Genomic DNA, 19,124 nt, shown 5'->3' on the forward strand with positions numbered 1-19,124 from the left:
AGCCTGGAATTCCGGTACCCCCGTCCGGACCGCGCCCTCTGCAAGCAATGCGCCAGCGGCGCTGGACGGGCTGGCGGAAGCCGTGGATCGTCCGGCGGAAATGCGTGGAAAACTGCCGCGCATGGCGCCGAAATGGACGGATTGCGCAGTGTAATCGCACGATTGGTGCACACTGCCATACCACGGGGTAAAGTATGTAACGTTTTGTTAAGCCATTTTGAGCGAAAGCGATAGTCGCTAAGATACCGCCATGGAAAATACCAGCCACAAGATTCTTGTCGTCGACGATGACCCGCGTCTGCGCGATCTGCTGCGCCGCTATCTGGGCGAACAGGGTTTTACCGTGCTGGTGGCGGAGAACGCCACCGCGATGAACAAGCTCTGGCTGCGCGAGCGTTTCGACCTGCTGGTGCTGGACCTGATGATGCCGGGCGAAGACGGCCTGTCGATCTGCCGCCGGCTGCGCGGCGCCAACGACCAGACCCCGATCATCATGCTCACCGCCAAGGGCGAGGACGTTGACCGCATCGTCGGCCTGGAGATGGGCGCCGACGACTACCTGCCCAAGCCGTTCAACCCGCGCGAGCTGATCGCGCGCATCCACGCGGTGCTGCGCCGCAAGGGCCCGGCCGAAGTGCCCGGGGCCCCGTCGGAAACGCCCGAGACCTTTGCCTTCGGCGACTTCGTGCTGAACCTGGCCACGCGCACGCTGACCAAGAACGACGAAGAGATCACGCTGACCACCGGCGAGTTCTCGGTGCTCAAGGTATTTGCGCGCCATCCGCGCCAGCCGCTGTCGCGCGAAAAGCTGATGGAAATGGCGCGCGGCCGCGAATATGAAGTGTTCGATCGCAGCCTGGACGTGCAGATCTCGCGCCTGCGCAAGCTGATCGAGCCGGATCCCAGCAACCCCCGTTTCATCCAGACGGTGTGGGGCCTGGGCTACGTCTTCATTCCCGATGGCGTGAAATAACCGAGTGCGGCCGCTGTTCCTATCGTGGCGACCGTAATCGGCCGTACCGCAACGCGGTTCTTTGGTTCGCTGTTCTGGCGGACCTTCATGCTGATCGCCCTGCTGCTGGCCATCTCGCTGGGGATCTGGTTCCAGAGCTACCGGCTGTTCGAGCGCGCGCCGCGCGCGCAGCAGATCGCCATGCAGGTGGTCAGCGTGGTCAAGCTCACGCGCGCCGCGCTGCTGTATTCCGACCCTGCGCGGCGCCGCTTCCTGCTGCTGGACCTGGTGCAGAACGAAGGCATCAAGGTCTATCCGCGCGAGAAGGACGACGACTTCGCCGCGCCCACCGCCAATCCGTTCCTGACCTCGCTGGTGCAGCAGGAGATCCGCAGCCGCCTGGGCGAGGACACCGTGCTGGCCACCACCGTCAACGACATCCCCGGCGTGTGGGTCAGCTTCGAGATCGAGGGCGACGACTACTGGGTGGCGATCAGCCCGGAACGCTTCGAGCGCGTGCCCGGCATCCAGTGGCTGTGGTGGAGTATCGCCGCGCTGCTGCTGTCGATCATCGGCGCGGCCTTTATCACCGCGCGCGTCAACTACCCGCTCAAGCGGCTGGCCAACGCCGCGCGCGCCATCGGCGCCGGCGGCGACCCGCCGCCGCTGCCCGAGCATGGCGCCAGCGAAGTGGCGCTGGCCAACCACAGCTTCAACCAGATGGTGCGCGACCTGCGCCAGCTCGACGACGACCGCGTGGTGATGCTGGCCGGCATCTCGCATGACCTGCGCACGCCGCTGACGCGGCTGCGGCTGGAAACCGAGATGTCGCCGATGGACGGCACCACGCGCGACGCCATGATCGCCGACATCGAGCAGATGGACGCCATTATCGGCCAGTTCCTCAACTACGCGCGCCCGCCGCTCGAGACGGTCGAGCCGGTCGACCTGTCGGCGCTGGTGCACGATGCCGTCGGCGTCTACGCCGCGCACGACGACGTGCGCGTGCACGTGCGCGCCAACGAGCCGGTGATGGCGGTGGCCAACCGCATGGAGGTGCAGCGCATCCTCGACAACCTGGTCGAGAACGCGCGCCGCTATGCCAAGGACGAGCAGACCGGCATGGCGGTGGTCGAAATCTCCACGCGCGTCGATGACAAGGAAGCCGTGCTGACCGTGGCCGACCACGGCAACGGCGTGCCCGACGGCCAGCTGTCGCTGCTGACGCGGCCTTTCTACCGGCTCGACGCCGCGCGCAGCGAGGCCAAGGGCGCCGGGCTGGGCATGTCCATCGTCAACCGCATCATGCAGCGCAACGGCGGACGGCTGCTGCTGGCCAACCGCGCCGCGCCGGCCACCGGGCTGGTGGTCAGCGCGTGCTTCCGGCGCGCCTGAGCGCGCGCTGACAGGTTTTCGACAGCCGCTGATAGCTTTCTGAAAGCCATTTGACAGGGCAATGACAGGGGCGCGGCGCACACTGGCGCCCGTCATCAGGCCCGCGGCACCTCCCCTCCCGCATGGCGCGGCCCGCGCGCCTGGCTGATACCTCCCGACAATCAAGCCGCCGGCTCGCACCGGCGGTGCCTGAGAGACAGCCATGTCAGAGACCACCGCAGCGTCCGCCGGCTCGCAGCACGGGTTCCGCACCGTGTTCCGCGTCGTCAGCGGCAACTTCCTGGAAATGTATGACTTCATGGTGTACGGCTTCTATGCCGCCGCCATTGCCAGGACATTCTTCCCGAGCGGCAACGAGTTTGCCTCGCTGATGCTTTCGCTCGCCACCTTTGGCGCGGGCTTCCTGATGCGGCCGCTGGGCGCGATCGTGCTGGGCGCGTATATCGACCACCACGGCCGCCGCAAGGGCCTGATCCTGACGCTGGTGCTGATGGCCATGGGCACGCTGCTGATCGCCTGCGTGCCCGGCTATGCCAGCATCGGCGTGGCCGCGCCGCTGCTGGTGCTGGCCGGGCGCCTGCTGCAGGGCTTTTCCGCGGGCGTGGAGCTGGGCGGGGTCTCGGTCTACCTGTCCGAGATCGCCAAACCCGGGCGCAAGGGCTTCTACGTCGCCTGGCAGTCGGGCAGCCAGCAGGTCGCGGTGATCTTTGCCGGGCTGCTCGGCGTGATCCTGCATGGCACGCTGGCGCCGGCGCAGATGGACGAATGGGGCTGGCGCATTCCGTTCCTGGTCGGCTGCCTGATCGTGCCGTTCCTGTTCCTGATCCGCCGTTCGCTGGAAGAGACCGAGGCCTTCAAGGCGCGCAAGCACCGCCCGGCGATCGGCGAGATCTACCGCTCGATGCTGGAGAACTGGCGCATCATCCTGGCCGGCTGCATGATGGTGGTGATGACCACGGTGTCGTTCTACATGATCACCGCATACACGCCGACCTTCGGCAAGACCGTGCTCAGGCTCGACGATACCGACAACCTGATCGTCACCATGTGCGTGGGCCTGTCCAACTTCATCTGGCTGCCGCTGATGGGCGCGCTGTCGGACCGCGTCGGGCGCAAGCCGCTGCTGCTGGGCTTCACGGTGGCGACGCTGCTGACGGCCTACCCGGCGGTGTCGTGGCTGGTGGCGGAGCCGTCGTTCGCGCGGCTGCTGATGGTGGAGTTGTGGCTGTCGCTCCTGTACGGCAGCTATAACGGCGCGATGGTGGTGGCGCTGACCGAGATCATGCCGCCCGCGGTGCGCACCACCGGCTTCTCGCTGGCGTACAGCCTGGCGACGGCGCTGTTCGGCGGCTTCACGCCGGCGATCTCGACCTACCTGATCCACGCCACCGGCAACAAGGCCGCGCCCGGGCTGTGGCTGATGTTCGCCGCGCTGTGCGGGCTGGTCGCGACGCTGGTGATCTTCCGCGCGCGCCGCGGCCGCGAGGCGGCAATGCAGGCGGCTTGATTTCCCCGTGATCGTCACCAAGTTGCCATAAGCGGTGTCATCGCGCGTGGCATACTGGCTCACCGCAGCGGGGGGCGCTGGCGCGACCATGCGCCACATGCCTTGCCATGCAGCTGCCATGTCTTTGCCTATCGGGCTGTTTGAGAATATCAATTAGCCCGGCCCCGCATGATGACGCATAATCACGTTTTGTCGCGGTACGCCGCCGCAGCAGCCGTCTCACCGGTCCCACGCCGGGGCACGCGGCAGTGGCACCGCTCTCATTGCAACCGTATCAGGAGAAGTCTATGAAGACCGTTGGTGACAAGCTCGAAGCCTTCCACGTCGTCGGTGTCAAGCCGGGTTTCAACAATCACGAAGAGAACGGCCAGTCGGCTTTCGAAGACATCACTGAGAAGTCGTTCGAAGGCAAGTGGAAGATCATCTACTTCTACCCGAAGGACTTCACCTTCGTGTGCCCGACCGAAATCGTCGCCTTCGCCAAGCTGAACGCCGACTTCGCCGACCGCGATGCGATCGTGCTGGGCGGCTCGACCGATAACGAGTTCGTCAAGCTGGCATGGCGCCGCGAACACAAGGACCTGAACAAGCTGAACCAATGGCAATTCGCCGACGTGACCGGTTCGCTGATCGACCAGCTGGGCGTGCGTGACCACGCCGCCGGCGTGGCCCTGCGCGCGACCTTCATCGTCGACCCGGAAAACACCATCCAGCACGTTTCGGTGAACAACCTGAACGTCGGCCGCAACCCGGACGAAGTCCTGCGTATCCTGGACGGCCTGCAAACGGACGAGCTGTGCCCGTGCAACCGTGCCGTCGGTGGCGCCACGCTGTAAGTTCTGACCGTCGCCAGACGCCGTGGCGATCCGCGGAGGGCCGCGCCCTCCGCATCGAAACCCGCTCGCGCGGGTTTTTTGAGCCCTGATCGATAGGAGAAATAAATGGAATTCCTCAGCACGATTAAGAATCTCATCCCCGACTACGCCAAGGACATCCGCCTGAACGTCGACGGCACCATCGCGCGTTCCTCGCTGGAAGGCAACGATGCGGTCGGCGTGGCGCTGGCGGCCGCATTCGCGGCGCAGAGCAAGGTGCTGGTGGACGCCATCCGCAATGCCGGCGTGCTGTCGCCCGAGGAAACCAACGGCGCGCTGACCGCGGCGGCGCTGATGGGCATGAACAACACCTGGTACCCGTATGTCGAAATGGCCGACGATCCGGATCTCGCCACCCAGCCCGCCGGGCTGCGCATGAACGCCTACGCCACCCATGGCGGCGTGGACAAGCGCCGCTTCGAGATGTACGCGCTGGCCGCATCGATCGTGGGCAAGTGCCATTTCTGCGTAAAGTCGCACTACCAGCTGCTGAAGAACGAGCAGGGCATGACCGCGCAGCAGCTGCGCGACGTCGGCCGCATTGCGGCGGTGATCGTGGCCGCCGCCAACGTGATTGCGGCCCAGTAAGGAATCTGCGCGCCCCCGCGCCCTCCCTGGCGGCCCGGCAACGGGCGCCGTAGCACAACAGCCGGCAGCTTCCCATCGGAACTTGCCGGCTGTTCCCATCCTGCAACCGTCATGGCCCCGCCCTGCGCAGGCGCGGCGATCCGCCTACAATCCAGGCAGGAACCGCACTCTCAGCCTGCCATGACCCTGCCTTCGCCGACTTCCCCCCGCTTCCACTACCGCCTGGCGGCGGTGCACGACTGGGGCGATATCGCCGCCGTCACGCAACAGGCCTACGGGCAATACGAGCTGGCCATCATGGAAGATTGCCGCGCCTCGTTCCAGCGGGGCATGCAGGCTGTGCTCGCGACCAGCAACCCGGATATGGAATGGTGGGTGGCGGAGACCGATCACGGCATCATGGGCGCGGTGCTGTTCTGCCACCCCGGCGCGACGCTGCCGGCGCTGGACGGCAGCACCATTACCCTGACCCAGCCTGAAGCGCGGCTGCTGTCGGTCAGCCCGCAGGCGCGCGGCCTGGGGCTGGGGCGCACGCTGATGCAGATCTGCATCCAGCGCGCACGTGATATCGGCGCGTCGACGCTGGTGGTGCGCACCATGCCCGAAATGGCGTCGGCCAACCGCCTGTGCCAGCAAATGGGATTCACCAAGCGCACCGAGGCCGGCGCGCGCAGCGGCGCGATGGCGCGGCTGATCGACTACACCTACGCCATCCCGCCCGAAGACGCGGCGCCCGACGCGCCGCGCGCCTGAGCTCAGTCCTGCGCGTCCGCCACCGAGGCGCGCCAGAGCAATACCGCGGCCTGCGCCACGATGCCCTCCTGGCGCCCCTCGAAGCCCAGCTTTTCGTTGGTCTTGGCCTTGACGTTGCAACGCCCGCGCGCGATCGCCAGGTCCTGGGCCAGGTTGGCCACCATCGCACCGATATGCGGCGCCAGCTTGGGCGCCTGCGCGATCACCGTGGCGTCGACATTGCCGATTTCATAGCCGGCCTCGCGCACCCGGCGCGCCGCCTCGCGCAGCAGCGCGCGGCTGTCGGCGCCGGCGAACTGCGCGTCGGTGTCGGGGAAATGGCGGCCGATATCGCCCAGCGCGGCCGCGCCGAAGAGCGCGTCGGTGACCGCGTGCAGCAGCGCATCGGCATCGGAATGGCCCAGCAGGCCACGGTCGTGCGGGATCTCGACCCCGCCCAGGATCAGCTTGCGGCCGGGCACCAGCGCGTGGACGTCATAGCCCTGTCCCACCCGGATATCGAAAGGCATCATGCGGTCATGCTCCTTTGGCGTGGCTGCCCAGCAGCACTTCGGCCAGCGCGAAGTCCTCCGGGTAGGTCACCTTGAAATTTCGCAGCGAGCCGTTTACCAGCCGCGGATGCAGGCCCAGGCGCTCGATTGCGCTGGCCTCGTCGGTCACCACCGCGCCGGCCGCCATGGCGTCCTGCAGCGCCTGGCGCAGTACGCCCAGGCGGAACATCTGCGGCGTCTGCGCCTGCCACAATCCTTCGCGCGGCACCGTGGCGCCGATACGGGCGTCGTCCTGGGCGCGCTTGAGGGTATCCGGCACCGGCACCGCCAGGATGCCGCCGATGGCGGCGTCCGGATCGTCGTCGCCGTCGCTTTCCACCGCGCGCACCAGCGCGTGGACCATCGCCGGGGTCAGCCCGGGGCGCGCGGCATCGTGCACCAGCACCCAGTCGGCGTCGGTCGCGCCCAGCTGCGCCAGGTGGTGCAGGCCGGCCAGCACCGACGCGTGGCGGCTGTCGCCGCCGACAAAGGCGGTATCGAAGCGCAGCCCGGCAAACGCGGCCGCGCCGAAGCGCGATTCCAGCGGCATGTCGTCGGGTGCCAGCACCAGCGCGGTGGCGTTGATGGCGTCGCACGCCGAGAACGCCGCCAGCGCGTACCAGATCATCGGCCGGCCGGCCACGGTCTGGTATTGCTTGGGCACGGTGCCGCCGGCGCGGCTGCCGGTACCGGCACAGGGAATCAGGGCAAAGCGGCGAGCGGACACAGGATCGGCGTGGAGTAAAAGAAGCGCGGGCGGCCCGCCGGCCGGGCAGATGGCTTCGGCAAAGGGGCGGCAGCGGGACAACCGGTGCGCATTCTATAATACGGCCCTTGCCCGTCGCCATGCCGCGTCGCCGTTACCGGCAGGGCGCCACCGGCACCTGGAGTCCCCTGTTCCGACCCCCGCCCGCAATGCCGGCGGGGCGTCGTCGTTTTGAACGCCCCCTGCCGACATGCCTGACGCCACGCCCGCCTTTCCCTTTGTCAACCTGCCGCTGGTCAAGCCGGGGCTGCGCCACAGCGTGGCCGGCCTGCGCGGCTCGGCCGATGCGCTGGCGGTGGCCGCGTACGCGCGCCAGCACCGCGCGCGCGCGCCGATGCTGGCGGTGGTGTGCTCGCATGCGGTCGATGCGCAGCGCCTGGCCGAGGAAATCCCGTGGTTCGCGCCGGAGCTGCGCGTGCGCCTGCTGCCCGACTGGGAAACCCTGCCCTACGACAGCTTCTCGCCGCACCAGGACCTGGTCTCCGAACGCCTGGCGACGCTGCACGACATCCAGACCGGCCAGTGCGACGTGATGCTGGTGCCCGCCACCACCGCGCTGTACCGGCTCGCGCCGCCGGCCTTCCTGGCGGCCTACACCTTCTTCTTCAAGCAGGGCGAGCGGCTCGACGAGGCCGCGCTCAAGGCACAGTTCACGCTGGCCGGCTACGAGCACGTCAGCGCGGTGATGCGGCCCGGCGAATACAGCGTGCGCGGCGGCCTGATCGACCTGTACCCGATGGGCTCGGCGCTGCCGTACCGCATCGACCTGTTCGGCGACGAGATCGAGACCATCCGCGCCTTCGATCCGGACACGCAGCGCAGCCTGTATCCGGTCAAGGAAGTGCGGCTGCTGCCCGGGCGCGAGTTCCCGCTCGACGAAGCCGCGCGCACCGCCTTCCGCGGCCGCTGGCGCGAGGTCTTCGAAGGCGACCCGACCAAGTCGCCAATCTACAAGGACATCGGCAACGGCGTGCCGTCGGCCGGCATCGAGTACTACCTGCCGCTGTTCTTCGAGCACAGCGCGACCGTGTTCGACTACCTGCCCGCCGACACCCAGCTGGTGTTCGCCGGCAACATCGACGAGGCCATCCGCCGCTTCTGGGCCGACACCACGCAGCGCTACAACTTCATGCGCCACGACCGCGAGCGCCCGCTGCTGCCGCCCGCGGACCTGTTCCTGTCCGAGGAGCAGTTCTTCGTCGCCGCCAAGCCGATGGCGCGGCTGGTGCTGCAGGTGGAAGCCGGCGCGGAGCAGCCGGCATTCTCGGGCATCCTGCCCGACGTCGCGGTCAACCGCCGCGCCGAAGACCCGCTGGTCAACCTGGAGTCGCTGCTGCTCGACCGGCAGACCCGGGTGCTGATGTGCGCCGACTCCGCCGGCCGGCGCGAGACGCTGCTGCAGCTGTTTGCCGAAAGCGGCCTGCGCCCGCATCCGGTCGACGACTTTGCCGCGTTCCTCGCCGGCGACGCGCATTTCTCGATCGCGGTGGCGCCGTTGCAGAGCGGCTTTGCGCTGCCGCAGGCAGGGCTGGCCTTCGTCACCGAAGCCGAGCTGTACGCCGGCACCGCGCGCCGCACCGGCCGCCGCAAGCAGGAGCAGGCCTCCGCGGTCGACTCGATGGTGCGCGACCTGGCCGAACTGAAGATCGGCGACCCGGTGGTGCACAGCGAGCACGGCATCGGCCGCTACCAGGGCCTGGTGACGCTCGACATGGGCCAGGGCGACGAGGAATTCCTGCACCTGGACTACGACAAGGGCAGCAAGCTCTACGTGCCGGTGCACCAGCTGCACGTGATCTCGCGCTACTCCGGCGCCGATCCCGATACCGCGCCGCTGCACCACCTGGGCTCCGGCCAGTGGGACAAGGCCAAGCGCCGCGCCGCGCAGCAGATCCGCGACACCGCCGCCGAACTGCTCAACCTGTACGCGCGCCGCGCCGCGCGCGAGGGCTTCGCCTTCCCGCTGTCGCCCAAGGACTACGAGACCTTCGCCGAGAGCTTCGGCTTCGAGGAAACCCCCGACCAGGCCGCCGCGATCGCCGCGGTGATCGCCGACATGACTTCGGGCAAGCCGATGGACCGGCTGGTGTGCGGCGATGTCGGCTTCGGCAAGACCGAGGTGGCGCTGCGCGCGGCCTTCGTCGCCGTGCTCGGCGGCAAGCAGGTGGCGATGCTGGCGCCGACCACGCTGCTGGCCGAGCAGCATTTCCAGACGCTGTCCGACCGCTTCGCCGAATGGCCGGTGCGCATCGTCGAGCTGTCGCGCTTCAAGACCAAGAAAGAGATCGACGCGGCCATCAAGCAGATCAACGAGGGCAGCGTCGACATCGTCATCGGCACCCACAAGATCCTGTCCGACCAGGTCAGGTTCCAGCGCCTGGGCCTGGTCATCATCGACGAGGAACACCGCTTCGGCGTGCGCCAGAAGGAAGCGCTGAAGTCGCTGCGCGCCGAGGTCGACGTGCTCACGCTGACCGCCACGCCGATCCCGCGCACGCTGGGCATGGCGCTGGAAGGGCTGCGCGATTTCTCGGTGATCGCCACCGCGCCGCAGAAGCGGCTGGCGATCAAGACCTTCGTGCGGCGCGAGGAAGACGGCGTGATCCGCGAGGCCATCCTGCGCGAGCTCAAGCGCGGCGGGCAGGTGTACTTCCTGCACAACGAGGTCGAGACCATCGAGAACAAGCGCGCCAGGCTTGCCGAGCTGGTGCCCGAGGCGCGCATCGCGGTGGCGCACGGCCAGATGCACGAGCGCGAGCTGGAGCGGGTGATGCGCGACTTCGTCTCGCGCCGCGACAACATCCTGCTGTGCACCACCATCATCGAGACCGGCATCGACGTGCCGACCGCCAACACCATCCTGATCCACCGCGCCGACAAGTTCGGGCTGGCCCAGCTGCACCAGCTGCGCGGCCGCGTCGGGCGTTCGCACCACCAGGCCTATGCCTACCTGCTGGTGCATGATGTCGACGGCCTGACCAAGCAGGCGCAGCGCCGGCTCGAGGCGATCCAGCAGATGGAGGAGCTGGGCTCGGGCTTCTACCTGGCCATGCACGATCTGGAAATCCGCGGCGCCGGCGAGGTGCTGGGCGACAAGCAGTCGGGCGAGATCCACGAGATCGGCTTCCAGCTCTACACCGACATGCTCAACCACGCGGTCAAGGCGCTGAAGGCCGGCAAGGAGCCCGACCTGATGGCGCCGCTGGCCGCCACCACCGAGATCAACCTGGGCACCCCGGCGCTGCTGCCCAACGACTACTGCGCCGACGTGCACGAGCGCCTGTCGCTGTACAAGCGGCTGGCCAACTGCGAGACCCCGGAGCGGGTCGACGATATCCAGGAAGAGCTGGTCGACCGCTTTGGCCGGCTGCCGGCGCAGGCGCAGGCGCTGGTCGAGACCCACCGGCTGCGCATCGCCGCGGCGCCGCTGGGGGTGCGCAAGATCGACGCCGGCGAAGCCACCATCAGCGTGCAGTTCGTGCCCAACCCGCCGATCGATGCGATGCGCATCATCGACCTGGTGCAGAAGAACCGCCATATCAAGCTGGCGGGGCAGGACAAGCTGCGCATCGAGGCCAAGATGCCAGACGTGGCGGTGCGCGCGCAGACCATCAAGCATACGCTGCGGCAACTGGCCTAACGCCGATGCCGGGCGTGCATGGACGCGGCGCGCGGCCGGGTGTAGCATCGATTCCTTAACAAGTTAGCGATATCGCCCCATGCCCTCCCAAGCCGCCCCCGCCCGATCCGCCGGCCAGCCCGTCACCGAACCCGCCGCGCGCGGCAGCGCGCTGGAATGGACCCAGCGGCTGGTCGCCTACGACACCACCAGCCGCCATTCCAACCTGGGACTGATCGAGGCGGTGCGCGACCATTTCCTGGCCAAGGGGCTGAAGCCGCATCTGAGCTACAACCCGCAACGGGACAAGGCCAACCTGTTCGTCACCGTGCCCGCGGCCAATGGCGAAACCAACGGTGGCATCGTGCTGTCGGGCCATACCGACGTGGTCCCGGTGGACGGGCAGGCATGGACCACCGACCCGTTCAAGCCGGTGGTGCGCGACGGCAAGCTGTACGGCCGCGGCACCTGCGACATGAAAGGCTTTATCGGCACCAGCCTGTCGCTGCTGCCCGCCATCCTCGACGCCAGGCTGCGCGAGCCGGTGCACTACGCGCTGTCGTTCGACGAAGAGATCGGCTGCATGGGCGCGCCCTACCTGCTGGCCGAACTGCGCGAGCGCGGCGTGACCCCCGGCGGCTGCATCGTCGGCGAACCCACCAGCATGCGCGTGATCGTCGCGCACAAGGGCATCAACGCCTACCGCTGCTGCGTGCGCGGCCAGGCCGCGCATTCTTCGCTGACGCCGCGCGGCGTCAATGCCATCGAATACGCGGCGCGGCTGATCTGCTTCATCCGCGACATCGCCGACGAGTTCAAGGCCAACGGCCCCTACGACCAGGCCTTCGACGTGCCCTACACCACCGCGCAGACCGGCACCATCCAGGGCGGCATTGCGCTCAACACGATTCCGGCGCTGTGCGAGTTCGTGTTCGAGTTCCGCAACCTGCCCGGCGTCGATCCGGAAGCGATCTACGCGCGCATCCAGGGCTATGCCAACGACGTGCTGCTGCCGAAGATGCGCGCCGAACATGCCGACGCCGACCTGACGCTGAGCAAGATCGCCGCCGCGCCGTCGCTCGACGTGGCCGAGCAGGAAGCCATTACGCAGCTGGTGCGCGCGCTGACCGCGGACCGCGACACCAACAAGGTGGCCTACGGCACCGAGGCCGGGCTGTTCCAGCGCGCGGGCATTCCGGCGGTGGTATGCGGGCCCGGCGATATCCAGCAGGCGCACAAGCCGGACGAGTTCGTCGCGCTGGAGCAGCTGGCTGCGTGCGAGGCGTTCCTGCACAAGGTGGTGGACAGCCTGCGCGTGGCGGCCTGACCAGCCCGGCGCGGCTTTGTCGCTTGCACTTCGTCGAGACGCCCGCCCTCACTCCAACCCTCTCCCGCACGCGGGAGAGGGAGCACACCATCTGCGTTACACATCATCGTAGCCATCCCATCCCGCCGGTTTGCGCCCCGCTTGCGCTAGCGGGAGAGGGGCGGGGGTGAGGGCCGGCGCTTGCAGCACTGCAGCGCCCCGCTCACAAGCAGCCAACCGCACCGCCAGCACCAAACCAACAACAACGAAGGAGATCTCGCATGGCCGCACGTCGCACCGCATCCCGTTCCACCACCCGCTTCGCCGTCGCCGGCCTGGCCCTGGCTGCCAGCCTGCTGTGCCACACCGCGCAGGCACAGGCCGTACCTGCCGGCGCCGATGCACTGCATGCCCAGATCGAAACCCGCGCCAGGGCGGTCGAAAAGCAGCTGATCGCCTGGCGCCGCGATATCCACCAGCATCCGGAGCTGGGCAACTACGAGACCCGCACCGCAAAGCTGGTGGCGGACCACCTGCGCAAGCTCGGCATGGAGGTGAAGACCGGCGTGGCCAAGACCGGCGTGGTCGGCGTGCTCAAGGGCGGCAAGCCCGGGCCGGTGGTGGCGCTGCGCGCCGACATGGACGCGCTGCCGGTCAAGGAGCGCGTCGACGTGCCGTTCGCGTCGAAGGCCAAGGGCCAGTACCTGGGCAAGGAAGTCGACGTGATGCACGCCTGCGGCCATGACACGCACGTGGCGATCCTGATGGCCACGGCCGAGGTGCTGGCCGGCATGAAGGACCAGCTGCCCGGCACGGTCAAGTTCATCTTCCAGCCGGCCGAGGAAAGCCCGGCCGACTTCGAGCCCAACGGTTCCAACATGTGGGGCGCCAAGCAGATGGTGGCCGAGGGCGTGCTGGACAACCCGAAGGTCGATGCCATCTTCGGCCTGCACGTCACCAGCGGCATCGAGTCGGGCAAGCTGGGCTGGCGCAGCGGCGCCTCGATGGCGGCGGCCGACCAGTTCTGGATCGACGTCAAGGGCCGCCAGACGCACGGCGCGCGGCCGTGGGGCGGGATCGACCCGATCGTGGTGGCGTCGCAGATCGTGATGGGCCTGCAGACCATCCAGAGCCGCCAGGTCAATGCCATGCTGGAGCCGTCGGTGATCACCGTGGGCACCTTCCACGGCGGCAACCGCATGAACATCGTGCCGGAGAAGGTCGAGATGATGGGCACCATCCGCACCTATGACGAAGGCATGAAGAAGGACATCCATGCCCGCATGAAGCGCACCACCGAGGCGATTGCATCCAGCGCAGGGGCCGAGGCCAGTTTCCGCGTGGTCGAGCTGTACAACGCCACCATCAACCAGCCGGCCCTGACCGAGAAGATGGCGCCCACGCTGCAGCGCGTGGCCGGCGACGGCAACTGGATGATCACGCCCAAGGCCACCGCATCGGAGGATTTCTCGTTTTACCAAGAGAAGGTGCCGGGGCTGTTCTTCAACCTCGGCGTGACGCCCAAGGGACAGGATGTCACCAAGGCGCCGTCGAATCACTCGCCGGAGTTCTATGTGGATGAGCCGGCGCTGATCAACGGCGTGCGCGCGCTGTCGAGCCTGACCGTCGACTACATGGTGATGGCGCAGCGCTGACTCGCCCCGGGGCGCCGCGGGGGGCTACAATAGCGCTTTTGCCGCGTAGCAGCCCCCGCCTTGCCGACGACCGCGGCAAGCGGCCGATTTTCGCCCGTCATGCCCCTGATCCTGCAGAGCCTCGCCCCGCTTGCCCCCGCCGACCTCGACACCGCCCGCACCCTGGCGCGCGCTTCCGCGCTGCTGCCGCGCAGCGACACCGTGGCCGTGGCCGAGGACTGCGCGCCGCTGACCCCGGCACTGCGCGACGCGCTCGATGACTTCTGCGGCCCGCGCGCGATCGACTGGGCGGTGGTGCCTGCCGGGCGCCGGCTGTCCGACTTCCGCCTGGTGGCGATGGACATGGACTCGACCCTGATCACGATCGAGTGCATCGACGAGATCGCCGACTTCTGCGGCCTCAAGGCCGAGGTCTCCGCCATCACCGAAGCCGCCATGCGCGGCGAGATCACCGATTTCAACGAAAGCCTGCGTCGCCGCGTGGCGCTGCTCAAGGGGCTTGACGCCGCCGTGCTGGAGCGCGTCTACGCCGAGCGCCTGCGGCTGTCACCGGGCGCCGAGCGCATGCTGGAGACGGTGCGCGCGCTGGGCCTGAAGACGCTGCTGGTTTCCGGCGGCTTCGTGCACTTCACCGACCAGCTCAAGCCGCGCCTGCGGCTCGACTTCACCCGCGCCAACACGCTCGAAATCGTCGACGGAAAGCTGACCGGCAATGTCGTCGGCGAGATCGTCAACGCCGACGTCAAGGCCCGCACGGTGCAGGAAATCTGCGCGCAGATCGGCGCCACGCCGGACCAGGCCATCGTCATGGGCGATGGCTCGAACGACCTGAAGATGATGGCCGTAGCCGGCCTGTCGGTGGCGTTCCGCGCCAAGCCGGTGGTGCGCGCCCAGGCCAGCGTCGCGTTCAACCACGTCGGGCTCGACGGCCTGCTGGCGCTGTTTCCGCACTGATCCGCACTGGTCCGCACGGACCCCGCACGAATTCGCTGCCGCGGGTACGCGCTATCCGCGGCAGCCGCCAGACCGCTGGCCTTGTGGTTGTCCGCCCCACGCGGGTGCCGCACTAGCGTGCCGCCCCCGCCAACGCCTTTCCAGGCGCAGTGAAAAATCCCCGCCACGCCATGCCATGCCCCCCGAGCTGGTGCTTGCGCATACAAATGCGAATCATTATTATTAATGTTTCGTTGATCTGACATTGCCCCATGCAAGTTCTGGCCGTCCTTCTTGGCCTGGCTGCGGCCGCGTGCCTGTACCTGGCCGCGCCCAACCAGGTGTTGCTGCCGCCCGGCACCATGCCCGGGAACCTTTTCCGGCCGCGGCTGGCCGGCTGGCTGGGGCTAGCGCTGATCTGCGCCAGCACCTGGCTGTGGCACCTCACCGATGGCTGGCCGGTAGCGATCGCCGCCAGCCTGGTGACGGTGCCGTGCGCGCTGTCGATGTGGCCGTTCATCGGCACCTACGCGGCACGCAAGCGCCGCGGCGCACGGGAGCGGCAAGCATGAGCGCGGACACCTCCGGCATGGGCACCAAATGGCTGGCCGGCACGCTGCTCGGCCTGCCGCTGGCAATGGTGCTGTGCACGCTGGCGATCCTGGGCCTGCCGGGCGGCTGGCAGAGCGGCATCGTCGCGGCCGTGACGGCCTGCCTGCCGGTGTGGGTCGCGATCATCAGCGCCAGTCTGCTGTTCCGTTCCAGCCGCAGCGCGTGGCTGTGGCTGGGCGGCGCCAACCTGCTGGGCTTCGGCGTGCTGTGGGCGCTGCGCCTGGCCGGCCTGGCGCCGGCCGCACTGGCCGCCCTGCCCACCTCCTGAGACTGCCATCATGAAAACCGCAACCCTGCGCCTGTACCAGACGCTGCATACCTGGGTCGGCCTGATGGCCGGCTGGGCCCTGTTTATCGCCTTTTTTGCCGGCGCGGTCACCGTGTTCCACCACGAGCTGCATGTGTGGCAGTCGCCAGCGCGGCTCAAGGGCAGCGCGCCGGTCGAGGCCACGGCCGACCCCGCCGCGGTCGACCGCTTCATGCAGAAGCTGGTTGCGATCCACCCCGAAGCCGCGGCCAGTGCCTACGTGATCATGCCGTCGGAGGGCGAGCCCAATATCTCGGCTTACTGGCAGGACCAGGCCGGCGAGTGGCAGATGACCACCGACGCGCGCCTGGCCGGCAACGCCGCGATGCAGCGCGACACCTCGCGCGACCACGTCATGGGCGAGCTGTCGGCGTTCCTGAACAGCCTGCACTATTCGCTCGGCATCCCCGTCGGCGGCATCTATTTCATGGGCGCGATCTCGGTGCTGTACGGGCTGGCGCTGGTCTCCGGCGTGCTGCTGCACCTGCCGCGGCTGAAGAAGGATCTGTTCGCGGTGCGTCCCGGGCGCAACCTCAAGCGCTTCTGGATGGACACGCACAATGTGCTGGGCCTGTTCAGCCTGCCATTCCACCTGGTCTTCGCCATCACCGGCGCGCTGTTCTGCCTGTCACTGGTGCTGATGATGGTGTTCAACACGCTGACCTTCGATGGCCGCCTGTTCGAGGCGGTGCCGACCGCCACCACCGCAGTGCCGGAAGTGGCCGCGGCAGGCCGCGCGGTGCCGACGCTGCCCACCGCGACGCTGATGCAGATCGCGCGCGAACACGGCGGCGAGCGCTTCACGCCGGAGTCGTTCCGCTTCCAGCGCTACGGCGACGCCAACGCCGTGGTCGAAGTGCGCGGCACCAGCACACAGGCACTCGGCAACCTGGGCTCGGTCGGCATCCACGCCGCCAGCGGCGAAGCCAATGCCGGCCAGCTGACGGCCAACCAGACCGCCGGCGCGCGCGACAGCAACCATGGTCTCTACAGCGCGCTGTACGCGCTCCATTTCGGCACCTTCGGCGAGCTGCCGGTGCGGCTGGTCTACCTGCTGGCCGGCCTGGCCGGCGCCTTCCTGTTCTATTCGGGCAACCTGCTGTGGATCGAATCGCGGCGCAAGCTGCGCCAGGCCGAGCAGCCGCGCGTGCATCGCCTGCTGGCGCAGGCCACCGTGGGTGTCTGCATCGGCTGCTGCATCGGCGTGGCGCTGTGCTTCCCGGCGGCGCTGCTGTGGCCCGAGCGCGCCGTCAGCCAGACCTATTTCACCGCGTTCGGCCTGGCCTGCGCCTGGGCGCTGCTGCGCCCGCCGGTGCGCGCCGCGGTGGAGCTGCTCTATGCCGCCGCGCTGGCCGCGCTGACGGTGCCGCTGTCGAACGCGATCCTGACCGGCGACCACCTGCTGCACAGCATCCCCAGCGGCCACTGGATCATCGCCGGCTTCGACCTTGGCGCGCTGGCGCTGGCGGCGGGCTTCGTCGCCCTCGCCCGCGCCACCGCGCGCCGCGCTCGCAGCGGGCCGGCGGAATCGGTCTGGGCCATGCCGCGCCCGGCACGGGCGCAACGGAGCGTCAGGCCGGCCACCGGGGCCAAGGCGATGTCCGGCACCGAGACGCGCTGACGCGCAGCGCCGGCACAACAAAAACGGACGCCGCGGCGTCCGTTTTTGTTGCCGGGGCTGCCCTACACTACCAGAGGCCAACCACCGCGAGCCCGATCATCATGGAACCGACCTTCCACCAGTTTGCAGAACTGTTCGACCAGCTTGGCCTGGCGTCGGACGAAACCAGCATCCGCGACTTCATCGGCAAGCATGCGCCGCTGCCCGAGACCCTCGAACTGGCCGAAGCCCCGTTCTGGACGCCCGCCCAGGCCGCGCTGCTGCGCGACGAGCTGCTCGACGACGCCGACTGGGCCGAAGTCGTCGACCAGCTCAACCTGGCGCTGCGACAGCCGGCCTGATCAGGCCGACAGCGTGCCCTCGAGCGCCTGGCGCAGGTCGGCGATCAGGTCGCGCGTGTCTTCCAGGCCGATATAGAGCCGCACCAGCTCGCCGGTATCGTGCCAGTCCGCCGGCGGCCAGGTGCCCGCCGGGCGCATGCCCTGCACGTGGTACGGCACCGCCAGGCTGTGCGCGCCGCCCCACGACCAGCCGATGGCGAACAGCTGCAGGGCCTCGACGAAGGCATCGACCTGCTGGCGCGTATAGCGCTCGCGCAGCACGATGGCGAACAGCCCGCTGGCGCCGGTGAATTCGCGCCGCCAGTTGGCATGGCCGGGACAATCCGGCAGCGCGGGATGCAGCACGCGTGCCACCTCCGGCCGCTGGCGCAGCCATTCGGCCACCTCGCGCGCGGCGCGGTCATGGGCCGCCAGCCGCACCGGCAGGCTCGGCAGCGCGCGCAGCACCAGGTGGCAGTCGTCGGCGGACACGCCCCAGCCCATCAGCATGCGGGCACGCTTGAGCCGGCCGTGCAGGCCGTCGTCGCAGGTCAGGACCGCGCCCATCAGCACGTCGCTGCCGCCGGACTGGTACTTGGTCAGCGCCTGTACCGAGATGTCGATGCCCAGCTCGAACGGGCGGAAATAGACGCCGGCCGACCAGGTATTGTCGATCGCGGTCAGCACGCCGCGCGCGCGCGCCGCGGCGACGATGGCGCCGCAGTCGGGCACCTCCATCGTCACCGAGCCGGGGGATTCCATCCAGATCAGGCGCGTGTTGGGCTGGATCAGCGCGGGCAGCGCGGCGGCGTCCATGGGATCGTAGTAGCGCACGGTCACGCCGAAGTCGCGCGCCAGCCACTCACCGTGGTCGCGGTTGGGGCCGTAGACGTTATGCGGCACCAGCACGTCATCGCCGCTCTTGAGCAGCGCGAAGTACACCAGCGAGATCGCCGCCAGCCCCGACGGCTGCAGCAGCGTGTGGCGCGCGCCCTCGAGCAGCGCCAGGTGCTGGCACAGCGCCTCGCTGGTCGGCGTGGCATGCAGGCCGTAGCGCCAGTAGGTGGTGGCGCCGTCGCCATGCGCGCGCAGTTCGGCGAGGTTGCGGAACACCACGGTCGAGCCACGGTGCGTGGCCGGGGAAAACGAGGCAAAGCCGGGGGCGATGTCCAGCTGCGGCTGGACCGCGACGGTCTGCAGGTAATGGGATGCGGGCTTGTCGGATGGCGAATCGGACACGGCGGTTTCCTTGCTGGCTTGCCGGCCGGCTGCGCAACTCCGAATGCGACGGAGCGCGGCACGGTCAGGCATGAGACGCGATGAGCCTCCGAGCTTACCAGCAAATGCCGCGCGCGCCACCGGGATGCTTCAGCGCGCGGCAGCGG

Annotated in this window: 17 protein-coding genes; 14 read left to right on the top strand and 3 right to left on the bottom strand. The window is 68.5% G+C overall.

The window, feature by feature from the left end:
* Positions 1 to 250 precede the first annotated feature (250 nt).
* The 6 genes from ompR (at position 251) to A3AG_RS0105550 (ending at position 6,070) form a co-directional block, all read left to right on the top strand.
* Positions 251 to 973 (top strand): osmolarity response regulator transcription factor OmpR, encoded by a 723-nt coding sequence (gene ompR / locus A3AG_RS0105525; RefSeq protein WP_010810107.1) that lies wholly within the window; start codon positions 251 to 253, stop codon positions 971 to 973.
* 24 nt (positions 974 to 997) lie between these two features.
* Positions 998 to 2,347 carry an ATP-binding protein gene (locus tag A3AG_RS0105530; protein ID WP_018004459.1) on the top strand — a complete coding sequence of 450 codons (1,350 nt, stop codon included), beginning with the start codon at positions 998 to 1,000 and terminating at the stop codon, positions 2,345 to 2,347.
* A 202-nt stretch (positions 2,348 to 2,549) separates the two neighbouring features.
* Positions 2,550 to 3,854, top strand: coding sequence for an MFS transporter (gene tcuC, locus A3AG_RS0105535; RefSeq protein WP_018004460.1), 1,305 nt, complete (start codon positions 2,550 to 2,552; stop codon positions 3,852 to 3,854).
* Positions 3,855 to 4,141: 287 nt separating this feature from the next.
* A complete protein-coding gene (locus A3AG_RS0105540) occupies positions 4,142 to 4,690 on the top strand; it encodes a peroxiredoxin (RefSeq protein WP_018004461.1) in 549 nt (182 codons plus the stop codon).
* Positions 4,691 to 4,795: 105 nt separating this feature from the next.
* Positions 4,796 to 5,317, top strand: coding sequence for a carboxymuconolactone decarboxylase family protein (locus tag A3AG_RS0105545; RefSeq protein ID WP_018004462.1), 522 nt, complete (start codon positions 4,796 to 4,798; stop codon positions 5,315 to 5,317).
* A 180-nt stretch (positions 5,318 to 5,497) separates the two neighbouring features.
* On the top strand, positions 5,498 to 6,070 hold the full coding sequence (locus A3AG_RS0105550; protein ID WP_018004463.1) for a GNAT family N-acetyltransferase: 573 nt from the start codon (positions 5,498 to 5,500) through the stop codon (positions 6,068 to 6,070).
* A gap of 2 nt (positions 6,071 to 6,072) precedes the next feature.
* Here the strand turns inward: A3AG_RS0105550 and ispF are convergent, their stop codons facing one another.
* Positions 6,073 to 6,582 (bottom strand): 2-C-methyl-D-erythritol 2,4-cyclodiphosphate synthase, encoded by a 510-nt coding sequence (ispF, locus tag A3AG_RS0105555; protein WP_018004464.1) that lies wholly within the window; start codon positions 6,580 to 6,582, stop codon positions 6,073 to 6,075.
* 4 nt (positions 6,583 to 6,586) lie between these two features.
* Positions 6,587 to 7,327 (bottom strand): 2-C-methyl-D-erythritol 4-phosphate cytidylyltransferase, encoded by a 741-nt coding sequence (gene ispD, locus A3AG_RS0105560; RefSeq protein WP_026163977.1) that lies wholly within the window; start codon positions 7,325 to 7,327, stop codon positions 6,587 to 6,589.
* Between the two features lie 229 nt (positions 7,328 to 7,556).
* Here ispD and mfd point away from each other — a divergent pair, with 229 nt between their 5' ends.
* The 8 genes from mfd to A3AG_RS0105600 all read left to right on the top strand — a co-directional run bounded on the left by mfd (position 7,557) and on the right by A3AG_RS0105600 (position 17,760).
* On the top strand, positions 7,557 to 11,006 hold the full coding sequence (mfd, locus tag A3AG_RS0105565; protein ID WP_018004466.1) for a transcription-repair coupling factor: 3,450 nt from the start codon (positions 7,557 to 7,559) through the stop codon (positions 11,004 to 11,006).
* A gap of 79 nt (positions 11,007 to 11,085) precedes the next feature.
* Positions 11,086 to 12,312, top strand: a complete 1,227-nt coding sequence (gene argE, locus A3AG_RS0105570; protein ID WP_018004467.1) for an acetylornithine deacetylase — start codon at positions 11,086 to 11,088, stop codon at positions 12,310 to 12,312.
* A gap of 260 nt (positions 12,313 to 12,572) precedes the next feature.
* On the top strand, positions 12,573 to 13,946 hold the full coding sequence (locus A3AG_RS0105575) for an amidohydrolase (RefSeq protein ID WP_018004468.1): 1,374 nt from the start codon (positions 12,573 to 12,575) through the stop codon (positions 13,944 to 13,946).
* 99 nt (positions 13,947 to 14,045) lie between these two features.
* On the top strand, positions 14,046 to 14,900 hold the full coding sequence (serB, locus tag A3AG_RS0105580) for a phosphoserine phosphatase SerB (RefSeq protein WP_018004469.1): 855 nt from the start codon (positions 14,046 to 14,048) through the stop codon (positions 14,898 to 14,900).
* Between the two features lie 251 nt (positions 14,901 to 15,151).
* Positions 15,152 to 15,451: a hypothetical protein gene (locus A3AG_RS0105585; protein WP_018004470.1), complete on the top strand. Its 300-nt coding sequence runs from the start codon at positions 15,152 to 15,154 to the stop codon at positions 15,449 to 15,451.
* Positions 15,448 to 15,759: a hypothetical protein gene (locus tag A3AG_RS0105590; RefSeq protein WP_018004471.1), complete on the top strand. Its 312-nt coding sequence runs from the start codon at positions 15,448 to 15,450 to the stop codon at positions 15,757 to 15,759. Before A3AG_RS0105585 ends, A3AG_RS0105590 begins: the two co-directional genes overlap by 4 nt.
* Before the next feature lie 10 nt (positions 15,760 to 15,769).
* Positions 15,770 to 17,419 carry a PepSY-associated TM helix domain-containing protein gene (locus A3AG_RS0105595; RefSeq protein ID WP_018004472.1) on the top strand — a complete coding sequence of 550 codons (1,650 nt, stop codon included), beginning with the start codon at positions 15,770 to 15,772 and terminating at the stop codon, positions 17,417 to 17,419.
* 101 nt (positions 17,420 to 17,520) lie between these two features.
* The gene (locus tag A3AG_RS0105600; protein ID WP_018004473.1) at positions 17,521 to 17,760 is read left to right on the top strand and encodes a DUF2789 domain-containing protein; all 240 of its coding nucleotides are present in this window, start codon (positions 17,521 to 17,523) and stop codon (positions 17,758 to 17,760) included.
* Here the strand turns inward: A3AG_RS0105600 and A3AG_RS0105605 are convergent, their stop codons facing one another.
* Positions 17,761 to 18,978, bottom strand: a complete 1,218-nt coding sequence (locus A3AG_RS0105605; protein WP_018004474.1) for a cystathionine beta-lyase — start codon at positions 18,976 to 18,978, stop codon at positions 17,761 to 17,763.
* Positions 18,979 to 19,124 lie beyond the last annotated feature (146 nt).

The sequence above is a fragment of the Cupriavidus neocaledonicus genome (assembly GCF_000372525.1).
Classification (GTDB): domain Bacteria; phylum Pseudomonadota; class Gammaproteobacteria; order Burkholderiales; family Burkholderiaceae; genus Cupriavidus; species Cupriavidus neocaledonicus.

What these genes read in the sequence shown, in the direction of transcription:
- tcuC (WP_018004460.1), top strand. Translation starts at nt 2,550, where the DNA reads ATGTCAGAGACCACCGCAGCGTCCGCCGGCTCGCAGCACGGGTTCCGC.
- A3AG_RS0105575 (WP_018004468.1), top strand. Translation starts at nt 12,573, where the DNA reads ATGGCCGCACGTCGCACCGCATCCCGTTCCACCACCCGCTTCGCCGTC.
- A3AG_RS0105585 (WP_018004470.1), top strand. Translation starts at nt 15,152, where the DNA reads ATGCAAGTTCTGGCCGTCCTTCTTGGCCTGGCTGCGGCCGCGTGCCTG.
- A3AG_RS0105590 (WP_018004471.1), top strand. Translation starts at nt 15,448, where the DNA reads ATGAGCGCGGACACCTCCGGCATGGGCACCAAATGGCTGGCCGGCACG.
- A3AG_RS0105540 (WP_018004461.1), top strand. Translation starts at nt 4,142, where the DNA reads ATGAAGACCGTTGGTGACAAGCTCGAAGCCTTCCACGTCGTCGGTGTC.
- ispF (WP_018004464.1), bottom strand. Translation starts at nt 6,582, where the DNA reads ATGATGCCTTTCGATATCCGGGTGGGACAGGGCTATGACGTCCACGCG.
- A3AG_RS0105550 (WP_018004463.1), top strand. Translation starts at nt 5,498, where the DNA reads ATGACCCTGCCTTCGCCGACTTCCCCCCGCTTCCACTACCGCCTGGCG.
- A3AG_RS0105595 (WP_018004472.1), top strand. Translation starts at nt 15,770, where the DNA reads ATGAAAACCGCAACCCTGCGCCTGTACCAGACGCTGCATACCTGGGTC.
- argE (WP_018004467.1), top strand. Translation starts at nt 11,086, where the DNA reads ATGCCCTCCCAAGCCGCCCCCGCCCGATCCGCCGGCCAGCCCGTCACC.
- ompR (WP_010810107.1), top strand. Translation starts at nt 251, where the DNA reads ATGGAAAATACCAGCCACAAGATTCTTGTCGTCGACGATGACCCGCGT.
- mfd (WP_018004466.1), top strand. Translation starts at nt 7,557, where the DNA reads ATGCCTGACGCCACGCCCGCCTTTCCCTTTGTCAACCTGCCGCTGGTC.
- serB (WP_018004469.1), top strand. Translation starts at nt 14,046, where the DNA reads ATGCCCCTGATCCTGCAGAGCCTCGCCCCGCTTGCCCCCGCCGACCTC.
- A3AG_RS0105545 (WP_018004462.1), top strand. Translation starts at nt 4,796, where the DNA reads ATGGAATTCCTCAGCACGATTAAGAATCTCATCCCCGACTACGCCAAG.
- A3AG_RS0105600 (WP_018004473.1), top strand. Translation starts at nt 17,521, where the DNA reads ATGGAACCGACCTTCCACCAGTTTGCAGAACTGTTCGACCAGCTTGGC.